The following is a 13,620-nucleotide window of genomic DNA, read 5'->3' on the forward strand; positions in this document are numbered from 1 at the left end:
CGTACCCGGCTGTAGGTGCACGTCAGGCGCGCGAACTCACGTTCCCGAGGTGGTCACCTGGCTGTGGTGACGTTTCGAACATTTTCAAGATCAACTGAGCCAAATGGTCGCTATCCAACATCGTTAAGCCGCCATAAGACTCACCTCGATGAACGCCCGGGCCTGCATATGCATTGACGTGAGTCAAAAGGCTGCCATCGGCAGATCGTTAAGCCACCGTATGACTCACCTCGACGAAAGGCTGTCCCCGAGTGTGCGCCGACGTCAGCCAAATGGTCGCTATCGAAGCTCGTTGAGCCGCCGTATGACTCGCCTCGATGAGCGCCTGGGCCTGTGTATGCGTTGACGTGAGTCGAAAGGCTGCTATCGGAGATCGTTGAGCCGCCATATGACTCACCTCGATGAACGCCTGGGCCAGGGTGTGCGTTGACGTGAGTTGAATGGTTGCTGTTGGAGGTTGGGTGGCGGCGAAATGGTTTGTCTTGATTAGTGGTTCAGGTGGGGGAAGGGGTGTTCGGCTTCGAGGAGGTAGGCGAGTTCGAGGAGGGGGCGTTCGTTGCCTTGGGTGCTGGCTAGTTGGACGCCGATGGGTAGGCCGGTGGGGGTGCGGGCGGCGGGGATGGTGATGGCGGGGGTGCCGGTGATGTTGTTGATGGGGGTGAAGGAGACGTAGGTGCGGAGGCGGTCTAGTAGGTCGTTGAAGGGCACGGTGGGGCTGAGGTAGCCGAGTTCGGGGGTTTCGCGGCCTAGGGTGGGCAGGAGTATGGCGTCGTAAGGGCCAAGGGCGCGTTGGTAAGTGGCGGCGGCGGCGCGCAGGCGGTGCAGCATGATGGGGGTGCGCCATGCGCTGCGCATGAAGTAGCGGCGTAGACCGAGGGTCAGGTCGTCTAGGCGGGTGGGGTCGAAGCGGCGGTCGGCCAGTTTGCCGGTGGCGGCGATGAAGGTGGCGAGTAGGCCCCAGTACTGCATGAACGCTGTCTCGAGTGTGGCATCGAAAGGCATCGGCACCGGCTCTACTTGGTGTCCGTGGGCTTCCAGTGTGACAGCGACCTTTTCGACGGCGTCGCGGATCGGCCCAGCGGGTACCGGTCCGCCGATGTTCTCCAGCAGCAGCGCGATGCGTAGCCGCTTCGACCCCGGCCCCTCGACGTATCCGATCGGCGGCAACCCGGGATTATGCCAATACTGTTCCGCCGCAGCGGTATACGCGGCAGTGTCGCGCACCGTCCTGGTCAGCACACCTTCGCTGACGATATTGACCGGCAGCTTGCGCGCCATCGCCGAATCGACGTGCCGTCCCCGGCTCGGCTTCAGTCCGACCAGACCGGCGCAGGCCGCCGGAATGCGGATCGATCCGCCGCCGTCGTTGCCGTGCGCGATCGGCACCACGCCGGACGCGACCAGTGCCGCGGCCCCGCCGGACGATCCGCCCACCGAATAGCCTGTGTGCCAAGGGTTTCGGGTCGGCGGTGCGAAGGGCGGCTCGGTGGTCGCGTTGAACCCGAACTCGGGCAGGGTGCTCTTGCCGAGCACTGTCATTCCGGCACTGAGGAATTGGCGGGCATACGCGCCGTTCTCCCGCGCGGTTTTGGCCTTGAACGCTAGAGCGCCCTGGCCGGTCGGCATCCCGACGATGTCGGCATTGTCTTTCACGAACGTCGGGACCCCGTAGAACCGGCCGGTCCGCTCAGCGGGCAGCAGCGGCTTCTCGTAACTCTCGTACGCGACCGCCGCCAACTCCTCGACCTTGCGCGCCCGTTCGACCGCCGCCGCGGCGAGCTCGCGTGGACTGCGTTCCCCGCTGCGCACCAGCTCGGCCAGTGCGACCGCGTCGTGCTCGCCGAGCGCGTCGTCGGCGAAGGAATGGAGGCGGGTGGTCGGAGCGTCAGGGGTCACTCTTCGAATCTAGCCGCGCGGCACGCGGTGGACCGTCTGTCCAGTGGTGGCCGTCACGCGCATACGGTGGAACGGCAACCCCGCTTGACGAACCGGAAGGAAGTACATGGTCCAGTCGGTCTCCGACCCGCTGCCGCCGCCGGGGCGAATCGGCGCGCTGCTGTTCGCGCTTCCGCCTGCGGGGCGGCGCTGGAGCCCGGGTCTGCGGTCCGCGCTGGCCTTCGCGCTGCCTGCCGCGGTGGTCGTCGCGACGGGGCATCCGCAGCAAGCGTTGTTCGTGCTGTTCGGTGCCTTCGCGGTGATGTACGGCGAGCGCAGGGCTTATCGCATGCGCGCGGGGGTGGTGCTCGCCGCAGGCTTCGCGCTGCTCGCGTCGTGTGCCGTCGGTGCCATGCTTGGGCACGGTCTTTCCGGCGGACTCGGCGCCTCGCTGCTCACGGTGTCCCTGCTGACGATGGTCGCGGTAGTTGCCGTCTACGCGATCGACGCGCTACGACTCGGCCCGCCGGGCGCACTGCTCTTCGTGATCGCCTGCGGCGGCGCCATGATGGCCGCCGAGGTGGGCGTATCGACGACGACGCTGTTGTCCTGCACCGCATTCGGCGTCGGCGCGTCCGTGCTCGCGTCGATGGCCGGCGTACTGCGTGATCGTCGCAAGCCCGAGCGGGTTGCCGTCGAGGCCGCGATCCGTGCGGTCGACGCCTATCTGTCGGCGCGGGAGTCGGGCCGACCCGCCATCGACCTGCGGCATCAGGCGGGCGGCGCGGTCGCGGAGGCGTGGGCCGCGGTGTACGACGCGGGACTGCCGAGCAGGGCACCGGATTCGGAGCTCCTGGCGACTCTGGTCGCGGCCCGCCGTCGCCTCGCCGGTCCGGCCTACGACGACACCAACGACCTGGTTGTCGACCCACTGATCTCGTTCGTCCGCCCGGGCGTCTGGTTCCGGCTGCGCCGATCGCTGTCGTTCGATGCGCACGCCACCATCAGCGCTTTCCGCGTCGGCATCGCCTGCCTGCTCGCCGGCGGGCTCAGCGCGCTGCTCGGCCAGGACCGCCCGCACTGGGCGGTTTTCACCGCGCTGATGGTGTTGCAGATCGGACCGGATCGAGTCCGCGGCAAGGTGCGTGGCATCCACCGCTTCGTCGGCACGGTCGTCGGCTTGGTGCTCTTCGGTGTGGTGCACCAGCTCGCGCTCACCGGCTATGCCCTTATCGCGCTGGTGGCCGCGTTGGTGTTCTGCATGGAGCTGTTCGTGCCGCGCAACTACGCGCTCGCCGCGATCTTCATCACGCCGATCGCACTGCTCGCGGTCGGTTCGACGCCCGACGGTGCCGTCGCACCGCTGATCCGAGATCGCTTCATCGAGACCGTGCTCGGTGTCGGCGTCGCGGTGCTCGTCCCGCACGTCGTCGCGCCGCGCGCACATCGGCGCACCTTCCGCTGGATCGAGATTCGCGTCTGCGACGTCGCTCGTGCTCTGCTGGAACTGTCGCGCACCCAGCCCGCCGGTGCCCCCGCGGTCGCGCTGATCCAGCAGCTGCAATTCGAACTGGTCGGGGTCGCCCGCACCGGAATCGATTCGGCCACCGAGGATCCGCGGTGGACCAGCGCACACTGGCCGGCGCACGCCGCCACCGCACATCTCGGCTACGACCTGCTCGCGGCCTACTGGGAACTGCCGCCCGGCGCACTGCTGCCCGATCCCGACCGCTGGGCGGCGGCCTTCGACGCGCTGACGCCCGTTTCCGACACTCGGTAGCGATGTGCTTACTCCTGCTAGCGTTCGAGCATGCAGGACAGTGTGACAGTGCGAATGGCCGCGCCCGCCGACAAGATATGGGAGCTGGTCAGCGATATCACGAACACCGGACGGTTCAGTCCGGAGACCTTCGCGGCCGAATGGCTCGGCGGCGCTACCGGACCCGCCGTCGGGGTGAAGTTTCGCGGGCACGTCAACCGCAACGGCTGGGGTCTGAAGTATTGGACCGTGTGCCGGATCAACGCGTGCGAGCCGGGGCGCGAGTTCACGTTCACGGTGCTCGGGCCCGGCGGGATGGCGATCAATACCTGGAGCTATCGGTTCGAGCCGGTCGAAGGCGGCACCGATGTCACCGAGTCGTTCCAGCTGCACAGCAATCCTGTGCTGCGGGTGTACTGGTTGCTGGCTGGTCGGGCGCGCAACAAGACGAACGTCAACGGGATGCGGGAGACGCTGAACCGGATCAAGGCGTTCGTCGAATAGCGGTCAGTTCACGCAGGGGATCGTGCTGCCGATCGTCGTCGTAACCGGCTTGCCGGAATCGGGTGCGGGATCGCCCGTGGTGGTGGGCGTGGGCGATGTCGTTGTCGAGGTGGTCGAGTCCGAACTCGTGGTCAACTCGGCGGGCATCGTGAAGTCAGTTCCGGTGACGACCTGAATGTGGCCGGATTGAACGTTCGACGAGGCGGTCGCCGTGAGTCCGCCGAGCGTCTCGGCCAATTGCGTGGCGTCCGCCTCGGCGCCCGTGCCATAGGTCACCGTGGTCGTCGTCATGGTGGTGCCGAGGTTCCCGACTTCGCCCTCGCGGTAGCCCCGCTTCGTCAGCGCGGTGGACAGCTTTCCGGCCACGCCCGCCCCGCTGCCCGCGTTCTTCACATCGACCGTGCTGGTCGGCGTGTGTGCCGGTGTGCTGCTCGGCGTTTCGATCCCGAACGCGGCCCGCACTTCCTTCTTGATGGCGACCGGATCGATGATGTTGACGTCCTGCTCGTTGATGGTGTCGTAGCGCAGTACCGGCAGCGTCCGGAACTCGACCGACATCGAGCCCGCGCCTCCGAGGTTCTGCGCGAAATCGAGCAGGTCCCAATTGTCGGACAGCACCACGTCCTGGTGCGCCACCTTCATCAGCTCGGTCACCTTGCTGACATTGGTCAGCGTCCCGGAATCCTTGAGCGACTTGGCGACCGAGGTGAGATATGCCTGCTGCCGATGCGTCCGGTCGAGGTCGCCGTTCTCCAGCTCGTGGCGCTGCCGGACGAACGCGAGTGCCTCGGAACCGTTGAGGTGCTGCGGCCCGGCGGGGAACTTGGCGCCGGAAAAGTAGCTGTCGTCGACGGCCTTGTTCAGGCACACGTCGACGCCGCCCAGCGCATCGGCCAGGTGGTAGAAGCCGGCGAGGGCCACCTCGGCGAACCGGTCGATCGGCACGCCGGTCAGGTTGCGCACGGCGGACACGATGGACGCCCGCCCCGCCTCGCGGCCCGCGTGTTCCAGGGTGACCTGATCCTTCTCGCCGTTGGCGATCAGCTTGGCCTCCGCCGCCGCCTTCTTCAGGCCGTACGCCTCTTTGATCTTGACGTGGTCGTAGCCGGGAATGTTGGAGACCGCGACGTAGTCGTCGCGCGGAATGGAGAACGCGATGATGTGCTGCATGTTCGCCGGAATGTGCAGCAGGATGAGCGAGTTGGCGTTGTAGCCGCCCTCGTCGCCGTCGCCCGCGTGCAGCTGGTCCAGGATCGCCTTCGGCAGGTTGTTGCCGTTCTGATCTTTGCGAGTGTCCAGGCCGATCAGCAGGATGTTGAGGTCGCCGCCGAGTGAGTGCGGTGCGTCCTCGCCGATCGCCTCCGTGCGGCCGAACCCGTTGTTGAAGTCGACCTTGGCCGACCAGGCGAACCCGGTACCGGACAGCACCGCGAGGGCGGTGACCGAGACGACGACCCGCACCGCGCCCTTCGCCGCCTGCCGGGCCCGGTGGGGTTTTGCCGCGACTCGGCGTGCTTTCGGCGCGGCACGCCGATGGCGCGCCGGCCGCTCGGGCGGGTCGGTGACCCGGGCAAACTCCACTGTGTCGTCATCGTTCAACGCCGCGGACTCTGTGCCCCGCACTTTTCTCGGCACTCGCGCCACGGATCGTTCCTCGCCGTCTTGTTCTTCGTCCGACTCGTTCGAGAGTACGCACGCGCGCGTAATACCCAGATCACCGGCGTTAAATAGCAGCGATCGCGGGCGCCTACCCAGCAACTGTTGGCCGTGATCACCGCGACGGCTCTAGGCTCGAGATCATGTCTGCTCCCGTGCTTCTCGTGCTCGGCGCCGGTCCCGGCGTCGGATTGGCCGTTGCCCGACTCTTCGCCGACGACGGCTATGCCGTGTTTCTGGCCTGCCGCCTGCCGGAGGAGGCCGAGCCGCTGGCCGAACAGTTACGCGGCGAGGGATTCGACGCGGAGGGGGTCGGCGTCGACCTGTCCGACCCGGCGGACGTCGCGCGCGTGGTGACCGCGGTGGGGGAGCAGCACGGCCGGATCGACGTGCTGCATTTCAACCCGAGCATGTTCCGGCAGTCGGACCCGCTGCAGCTGTCGGTGGCGGAGTTGATCGAAGACTTCACCGTCGGCGCCGCCGCGCTGCTGCCCGCCGTGCAGTCGGCGCTGCCGTTCTTCGCCGAGGGCGCGCGGGTGCTGGTCACCGGGAGCGCGGCGGCGGACAAGCCGTGGAATCAGGCCGCCTCGCTCGGCGTGCAGAAGGCGGCGGTCCGCAATCTGGTCACCAGCCTGGATACCACTTTGGCGCCCAAGGGTTTTCGGGCCGTGGCGGTGCAGATCAACGGTGTACTCGGCGAGGGTGCGTTCACCAGGGAACGGGTCGCGGAGGCGCTGCACGCCGCCGCGGTCCGGCCGTTCGATGACTGGACGCCGCACACGTCCTACGACGGCTAGCGCGGCCGGATCGCGGCGTATTCGATCGGCAGGTGCGCCGGGCCGCGCAGGTTCACGTGTTCGCGATAGACCGGCGGATCCGTGGGCAGGCGCGGTGCTTCGACGCGCTGGCTGAACCTGGTCAGCGCCACCCGCGCCTCCAACCGGGCCAGTGGCGCGCCGAGGCAGAAGTGCGCGCCGAGCCCGAAGGCCAGGTGGCGGTTGTCGCGCGACGGGTCGAACCGGTCCGGGTCTGGGAACGCGGCCGGGTCGCGCTGCGCGGCGGCGATCAGCATCACCACCAGATCGCCACGGTGCACGGCGAGCTCGCCCACCGTCAGGTCGTCGGCGGCGATCCGCGGAATCAGCTGGACCGGCGGATCGAAGCGCAGTGTCTCCTCGACAACACCCTGTGCCCGTTCCGGATTCGCGCGTAGCGCGGCGAGTTCGGCGGGGCGGCGCAGCAGTGCGAGGGTCGCGTTCGCAATCAGGTTGACCGTGGTCTCGTGCCCGGCGACGAGCAGCAGCGCGCAGGTGGAGATCAGCTCGTCGTGGGTGAGCGTGTCGCCGGCGTCCTCTGCCGTGAGCAGCTGCGAAAGCAGGTCCGGTCCCGGGGTGGCGCGGCGGCGTTCGGTCAGCCGCTCGAAGTAGCCGCTGAGTTCGGTTCCGGCGCGCTGCAGTTCGGCCGGATCGACCTGGTGCTCGGCCGCGTGACGCGAGGTGGGGTCCAGCGTGCGCGACAGCAACGACGACCAATGACTCAGTTGCGCTTCGTCTTCCAGCGGCACGCCGAGCAGTTCGCAGATGACGGTCACCGGCAGCGGATAGGCGAACTCGGTGACGGCGTCGAATGTCCCTGCCGTCGAGTGCTTGTCGAGGATGTCGTCGACGAGCTCGGTGATCCGCGGTTCGAGCTGCTGCACCACGCGCGGGGTGAAGGCCTTCGACACCAGCCGCCGCAGCCGGGTGTGGTCCGGCGGGTCGAGGAACAGAAAAGACGGCTTCGCCTGCTCCGAGGTGGTTTTCGATGAGTCGTAGATCAGCATCGAGCTGAGTTGCAGCTTTCCCAGCGAGCGGTCGACGCTCACCCTCGGGTCGCGCAGCACGGCCGCGCAGTCGGCGTGGCCGGGCACGATGACGACCGGTGCGGTGCCGATCCGGAACGGCCCGCGCTCCCGCAACCGCGCGAACAGGGGATAGGGATTCGGCCGCTCGGCCGGATCGAGCAAACGGATGTAGTCGGCGATCGACTGTTCTGCTGACGTCATGGGGCTCCCACCTCATCGACCCGGCGACAACCGGTCGTGCCTTTGCCGCGCTCGGATAAGTAGTATTATTCCGATACCGACAGTAGGAATGCAATACCAATGGCGAATGCGAGGAAATGCGGATGACCATCCGACGCCCGGCCGACGATTCGGTGACCCGCGTCGTCGAGCTGCTCGGCGACCGGTGGAGCATCCTGGTCATCGCCGAGGCCTTCTTCGGCGTGCGCCGGTTCAGCGATTTCGCCCGCAATATCGGCATCACCAACCGCAACCTGCTCACCGGCCGCCTGCGCATGCTGATCGACGCGGGCATCTTCGACCGCACCGACGAGGGCGGTGGCCGAGTCGACTACCACCTCACCGCCGCGGGCCGTGAGCTGTATCCGATCATCATCGCCATGTCGGCGTGGGGCGACCGGCACCTGGCCGACCCGGACGGACCGCCGCTCATCCTCGAGCATCGCACCTGCGGTCACGCGATCACGCCGCTGACGGTGTGTGCGCACTGCCGCACCGAAATCGACCCGCGCGACGTCGAGCCACAGCCCGGCCCGGGCTTCCACCCGCCGCCAGCGACGGACGCGGCCGGCTGACGATCAGGACAGCGCGAGTGCCGCGGCGGCGATCGCCTTGGCCGCCCGGTCCACGTCGGCGTGCGTCGTCCGCCAGTTGCTGAACGCGGCGCGCAGAGCGTGCTGGCCGTCGTAAACCGTTGGTGTCACAAATGTTTCGCCGGTCTCGGCAATGGCGGCGGCCAGCGCGTCGACGCGCTCGGCGGTGGGCCGGTCGGCCAGCGTGAAGCAGACGACGTTGAGGCGGACCGGGGCGGCGAGCCGGAGCAGCCCGGTCGCGGTGAGCTGCCCGGCGAGGCTGTTGGCGCAGGAGATGTTGCGCTGCACGATGTCTCGATGCCCGTCGCGGCCGTACGCGGTGAGCGAGAACCACGCGGCGAGCGCGCGCAGCCGCCGCGAATTCTCCGGCACCAGGTGCCCGAAATCCGGTGTGCCCGTTGGCGCGGTCAGATACGCGGCGGAATTCAGGAAGACCCGCAGCTGCAGATCCCGGTGCCGGGTGAACTGGACCGCCGCGTCGTAGGGCACGTTGAGCCACTTGTGCAGATCGATACAGACCGAATCGGCCTCGCCGAGACCGTCGACCAGCGCGGCATGCTCCGGCGCCAGCGCCGCGAACGCGCCGAACGCGCCGTCGACATGTAGCCAGAACGGATACCGTTGGCGCAGTGCGGCGATCGCGCGCAGATCATCGAAGTCGACGGTGTTCACCGTGCCCGCGTTCGCGACAACGATGGCGGGACGACCGTTCAGCGCCGCGAGGGCCTCGGCCAGCCGGTCCACGTCGACGGCCTCCCGGCAGGGCATGGTCGGCACCAATCGCATACTGTCGCGGCCGATTCCGAGCATGGACAACGACTTGACGATGCTGGAATGCGGCGTCCCCGACAGCACCCGCACCGGCCCCAGCGCGCCGATTCCGGCCTGCGCCACCGAAATCCCCTGCTGTTCGCCCAGCCACTCCCGCGCGATCGCCAGGCCGACGAAGTTCGACATGGTCGCGCCGCTGACGAAGGCTCCGGTGTGCTGTTCCAGGCCGAACAGCCGCCCGATCCAGCCCACCGTCTGATGCTCCAGCTCGGTCGCCGCGGAATCCTCGCCCGACATCGCGTTCTGATCGAGCACCCCGGTCAGCCAATCGCCCGCGACCGACGCTGGGGTGGCACCGCCGGTGACGAAGCCGAAGTAGCGCGGGCCCGCGCTGCCGGAGAACTGCGGTTCCCAGCGCTCGCGGAACCGCGCGAGGGCCAGTCGCAAACCGACGCCGTGTTCCGGAAGCTCCTCCGGCCCCACCTCTTTCGGTACCCGCGCGACCGGCCGCGTGCCGATTCCGGTCAACAGGTCCGTCGCCGACTCGTGTACCGCGTCCAGCAGCACGGGCAGCTCGGCGAGGTCGATCGCAAGGTTTTCGTCCACCCCTCGACGCTACGAGGCGCACCCCCGGCTTGTCGGGGGCCAGTCGGCAGGTGCTGGCCTTGCTACTTCAGCGCGCTGCCTGCCTGCCACTGATCCCACGGCACGCCCCAGTCACCGTTCTGCCAGACGTCGAGCGGCGCGCCACCGGTATTGCGGACCTCGACCACGTCGCCGGGCACCGCGAAGTCGTAGAACCACCGCGCGTTCGCCGGACTGAGGTTCAGACAGCCGTGTGAGGTGTTGGTGTTGCCTTGCGCCCACACCGTGGACGCCAGCTCGTGCAGGTAAATGCCGTCGGTGCTGATCCGGGTCGCCCAGTTGATGGATTCCTTGTAGCCGAGCCGGGAGTTGACCGGCAGGCCGAAGGTCGACGAGTCCATGATCACCGGGTTGGCCTTGCTCATCACGGTGTAGACGCCGGGCTGGGTCCAGAAGGTGATCGTCTTGCCGCCGACGTTCTCGCTGCCACCCATGCCCATCGAGGTCGGCATGGAACGGATCATCTTGCCGTCCTCGAAGACCTGGACCTGCTTGGTGTTGTCGTCGGCGATGGAGACGTGCGACGCGCCGATGGTGAACGACGCCTTGGTGTCCTCCTGGCCGTACAGGCCGCCGCCGAGATCGACCGCGTAGATATTGGCCGCGACCGTGACCTTCGTGCCGGACGGGTAGTACTCCTTCGGCCGCCAGTGCACGTGCTGGTTGTCCAGCCAGTACCAGGAGCCCTCCACCGGCGGGGTCGTGGTGACCTGCAGCCGCTTCTCGGCGAGCGCGCGGTCCGGGACGTCCTCGTCGAAGTGGGCGGCGATCACCGCACCGACGCCGAAGGTGCCGCCGTCGAGCAGCCCGCCGCCGGTGGTCTCGAAGTACACCTTGGTCTGGTTGTTCGGCGTCAGCGTGGCGAACGTCGAGGTCAGCGGCCCGCTACGGCCGGTGATGGTGAGTCCCTCGGCGGTGATCGTGTAGCTGTGGCCGTAGCCGACCGGCTCGGTGGGTTTCCACGCCGTCTTGTCCGGCGTGAAGATGCCCTCGATGGGCTTGCCCTTCTCGTTGGTCATGGTGACCGAGGTCAGCACGCCGTCGCCCGCGGACACCTGGACCGGGGTTTTCGGATCGACATCTTTCGCGCCCGACGCCGGGGTGATGGAGATAGCGGGCGGCGCGGGGTCGGCCGATCCCGGCTTCTTCGACTCCGACGCTGAACAACCGGCAACCACCAACGCGGTGACCAGGATGACTATCCCGGCAACGCTGGATCGGAAGCGGCGACTCGACATGATTTCTCCTGTGTTCGCCGTGCGCTTCCCGCTGCGCACCCTCGACTTACTGTCCCGCTCAGCAGTTTACCGGCCCGCGAGGAGGTGCTTTCGCCAGTGTGGGGCCGTCAGTTGTCGGGGCCTAGCCGGAACTGGGTCGCCAGCTGCTGGGCGACGTCGTCGCCGAGGAATGGTTGTAAGAGGAGATAGAGAATCATGGACATAGCTACGGGCCCCGATCACGAAACGCGGTACTTCTTTCCCCCGTGGTCGCCGAGCCCCGACCTCGACGGCACAGCCCGACCTGGCACACAATCAATTCCAGGTTATGGCCGCCGACAATGCCCGGCAACAGTCGGCTGTATCCCGGGCGCGGCGCCTGACCAGTGGCGAGCGCCACAGCGGATTCGAGGGCTACTCATTGACGGTTCATGTTTGCTCATGATTTGCTGACTCATCTTCAAGCGATCGACCGGCACGATTGGGAAGGGCTTGTGATGATCAGCATGACAACCGCTCGGCAGGACCGGAGACGGATCGGCGCCCGGAGCAACAGCGCCGCCGGGCTACCCGACGCGGCTGTCGAACGCGCCGCCATCGAACGCTTCTACGAATTGCTCTTCCTACAGGACCATGAGCAGATCCTGGACCTGGTCACCGCCGACGTGCGGTTCCACGCGCCGTGGCAGCTGCCCGGCCTGCCGGACACCCTCGAGGGACGCGACGAGCTCGGCGAAAGCATGCTCTGGTGGAGCACCGAGCTGTGGCGACCCGGCAGCCTGTGCCGCATCGCCGTGCGCGCGTTCGCCGCGCCGCACGCCTGGTTCGCCGATATCGAGGGCGACTTCACCGCGTTGGAGAGCCAACGTCTCTACCACGCAACGTTTCTCAGCGAGATCCGCTTCGAGAACGGTCAGATCGCCGAGGTGCGGCAGCATCACAACACGTTGAACCAGATCATCGCGCTCGGCGCCGACGTGCCCGGCATCAATGTGCCCGGATACGGCGTCGACGCACACCGCGATTACCTGAGCGCCCCGAGCGAGACCCGCACCTGACTCACCGCGCGGCCGGATGCGGCGCGTTGATCCGGAACGAATCGGCCGCGGCGTAATTCCAGTCCTCACGCCAGGCCACCGGGGTGTCGGCGAGCAGCTCACCCGGGTGAGCCATTCGTACAGTTCGGCGTAGGAGCGAACGGCGGTGGTGGACACCCGTTTCCGGAGCAGGTGCGGGGTCAGGTCGGCCGGGTGCTGGACACCGAGGGTGGCCATCAGGCCGACGGCCTGCGCGACGACCGCCTCGTGATAGTGCTGGACCCGAATGCTCTTGTCCCGAACGCGACCTCGAGTGCAACCTCAAAGATCCTACTGAGCGACACCGCTCGATCGCGCGACCAAGAGCAAATCGGGTTGTCGCGACTCTCCTACAGCGGCTCTGATAGAACTTGCTCGTAGTTCGACCGAACGCGGTCGAGTGTCCGCGGTAGGAGGAGGCGCGTTTTGTCGATGATCACGGTTACCCGCGAAATCGCCGTGCCGCCGGACCAAGTCTGGGCGGTGATCACCGATCTCGACCGCACCGCCGAGGTGATCAGGGGTATCACCCGGCTGGAACGCCTCGATGGCGGTACCGGGTTCGAGGTCGGCACCTCGTGGCGGGAAACCCGGGTCGCGTTCGGCAAGGAAGCCACCGAGACCATGACCGTGACGGCCATCGTGCCCGGCCAGTCCTACACCACGGAAGCCGATTCGCACGGCACCCACTACCGCTCGATCTTCACCCTCACGGCGCAGGGCGCCAATACCCTGCTGGCCTTGGGTTTCGAGGGACGGCCGCACGGCAAAGTCGGCCGCATGGCCGCCTTCATCGGCAAGCTCTTCGAGGGCCCGACCCGTCGCATGCTCCGCCGCGACCTCGACGACATCGCCGCCGCGGCCGAGCACTGAGCGACTACGCCGCGGGCCGGATATCGAGGAGTTGCTCGAAGAACCCGCCGATATTGTTGGCCCGGTCCACCAGGTGGATCTCCAGAATCCAATGGCAGACCCGGCCCTTGGGATCGAGGCGGCGCATCGGCGGCGTGGAGCCCGCCGCGACGTAGGAGGTGAGCTCGGTGCCGGAGATCTGCTTGTGCGGGAACTCGCCGACCAGATGCCCGGCGATCGCCGCGGTCAGCTCCCACCCTTGCGCGGCCGCCTGCTCGGCAACCCAGGTGTAGAGCTGGTCGCCGGTGATATCGGGGTGCGCGTCGAAGTAGGCCCGCCCCTGCTCCCAGAACGGCTCCAGCGCGTCCCGCAACGCCAGCTTGGCCGGATCGCTCACCACCGATTCGCGCGCGCCCGGCGCGATGATCCCGCGCGCGACCACCTCGTCGAACAACCCAACGGCGTTGGCCTCTGCCGCCAATAAGGCGGAAACCCGCTCGGCCTCGGCCACATCCAACGTCTCCATAGTTCGACCCTAAATCATTGAGACCGCCTGGTACGTCGGCCATTCGGCACGCGCGACCTCCCTGCGAACCCGACCGGCCATGAG

General features: G+C 67.5%; 12 protein-coding genes. 6 read left to right on the forward strand and 6 right to left on the reverse strand.

What is annotated here, in order from left to right; genetic code table 11:
- Positions 1-486 precede the first annotated feature (486 nt).
- Positions 487-1,896 carry an amidase gene (locus tag ACIBCN_RS41760; protein ID WP_396998066.1) on the reverse strand — a complete coding sequence of 470 codons (1,410 nt, stop codon included), beginning with the start codon at positions 1,894-1,896 and terminating at the stop codon, positions 487-489.
- 106 nt (positions 1,897-2,002) lie between these two features.
- Here ACIBCN_RS41760 and ACIBCN_RS41765 point away from each other — a divergent pair, with 106 nt between their 5' ends.
- Positions 2,003-3,655: an FUSC family protein gene (locus tag ACIBCN_RS41765; RefSeq protein ID WP_396998068.1), complete on the forward strand. Its 1,653-nt coding sequence runs from the start codon at positions 2,003-2,005 to the stop codon at positions 3,653-3,655.
- Between the two features lie 30 nt (positions 3,656-3,685).
- Positions 3,686-4,138, forward strand: a complete 453-nt coding sequence (locus ACIBCN_RS41770) for an SRPBCC family protein (protein ID WP_396998070.1) — start codon at positions 3,686-3,688, stop codon at positions 4,136-4,138.
- A 3-nt stretch (positions 4,139-4,141) separates the two neighbouring features.
- Here the strand turns inward: ACIBCN_RS41770 and ACIBCN_RS41775 are convergent, their stop codons facing one another.
- Positions 4,142-5,719, reverse strand: a complete 1,578-nt coding sequence (locus ACIBCN_RS41775) for an LCP family protein (RefSeq protein ID WP_396998224.1) — start codon at positions 5,717-5,719, stop codon at positions 4,142-4,144.
- Between the two features lie 218 nt (positions 5,720-5,937).
- Here ACIBCN_RS41775 and ACIBCN_RS41780 point away from each other — a divergent pair, with 218 nt between their 5' ends.
- A complete protein-coding gene (locus tag ACIBCN_RS41780; RefSeq protein WP_396998072.1) occupies positions 5,938-6,591 on the forward strand; it encodes an SDR family NAD(P)-dependent oxidoreductase in 654 nt (217 codons plus the stop codon).
- On the opposite strand, the gene ACIBCN_RS41785 is transcribed toward ACIBCN_RS41780, so the two are convergent.
- Positions 6,588-7,838, reverse strand: a complete 1,251-nt coding sequence (locus ACIBCN_RS41785; protein WP_396998074.1) for a cytochrome P450 — start codon at positions 7,836-7,838, stop codon at positions 6,588-6,590. The two genes, ACIBCN_RS41780 and ACIBCN_RS41785, sit on opposite strands and share 4 nt — an antisense overlap.
- A gap of 122 nt (positions 7,839-7,960) precedes the next feature.
- On the opposite strand from ACIBCN_RS41785, the gene ACIBCN_RS41790 reads away from it, so the two are divergent.
- Positions 7,961-8,431: a winged helix-turn-helix transcriptional regulator gene (locus ACIBCN_RS41790; protein WP_396998076.1), complete on the forward strand. Its 471-nt coding sequence runs from the start codon at positions 7,961-7,963 to the stop codon at positions 8,429-8,431.
- 3 nt (positions 8,432-8,434) lie between these two features.
- Here the strand turns inward: ACIBCN_RS41790 and ACIBCN_RS41795 are convergent, their stop codons facing one another.
- Entirely contained in the window at positions 8,435-9,826 is a 1,392-nt protein-coding gene (locus tag ACIBCN_RS41795) for a pyridoxal phosphate-dependent decarboxylase family protein (RefSeq protein ID WP_396998078.1), read from the reverse strand.
- A 62-nt stretch (positions 9,827-9,888) separates the two neighbouring features.
- Positions 9,889-11,103, reverse strand: a complete 1,215-nt coding sequence (locus ACIBCN_RS41800; protein ID WP_396998080.1) for an Ig-like domain-containing protein — start codon at positions 11,101-11,103, stop codon at positions 9,889-9,891.
- Positions 11,104-11,588: 485 nt separating this feature from the next.
- Between ACIBCN_RS41800 and ACIBCN_RS41805 the strand changes: the two genes are divergently transcribed.
- Together ACIBCN_RS41805 and ACIBCN_RS41810 are read left to right on the forward strand one after the other, a co-directional pair.
- On the forward strand, positions 11,589-12,140 hold the full coding sequence (locus tag ACIBCN_RS41805) for a nuclear transport factor 2 family protein (protein WP_396998082.1): 552 nt from the start codon (positions 11,589-11,591) through the stop codon (positions 12,138-12,140).
- A gap of 450 nt (positions 12,141-12,590) precedes the next feature.
- A complete protein-coding gene (locus tag ACIBCN_RS41810; protein WP_396998084.1) occupies positions 12,591-13,031 on the forward strand; it encodes an SRPBCC family protein in 441 nt (146 codons plus the stop codon).
- A 4-nt stretch (positions 13,032-13,035) separates the two neighbouring features.
- On the opposite strand, the gene ACIBCN_RS41815 is transcribed toward ACIBCN_RS41810, so the two are convergent.
- Entirely contained in the window at positions 13,036-13,527 is a 492-nt protein-coding gene (locus ACIBCN_RS41815; protein WP_396998226.1) for a hypothetical protein, read from the reverse strand.
- Positions 13,528-13,620 lie beyond the last annotated feature (93 nt).

The organism is Nocardia sp. NPDC051052 (genome assembly GCF_044456045.1).
Taxonomy (GTDB): Bacteria; Actinomycetota; Actinomycetes; order Mycobacteriales; family Mycobacteriaceae; genus Nocardia.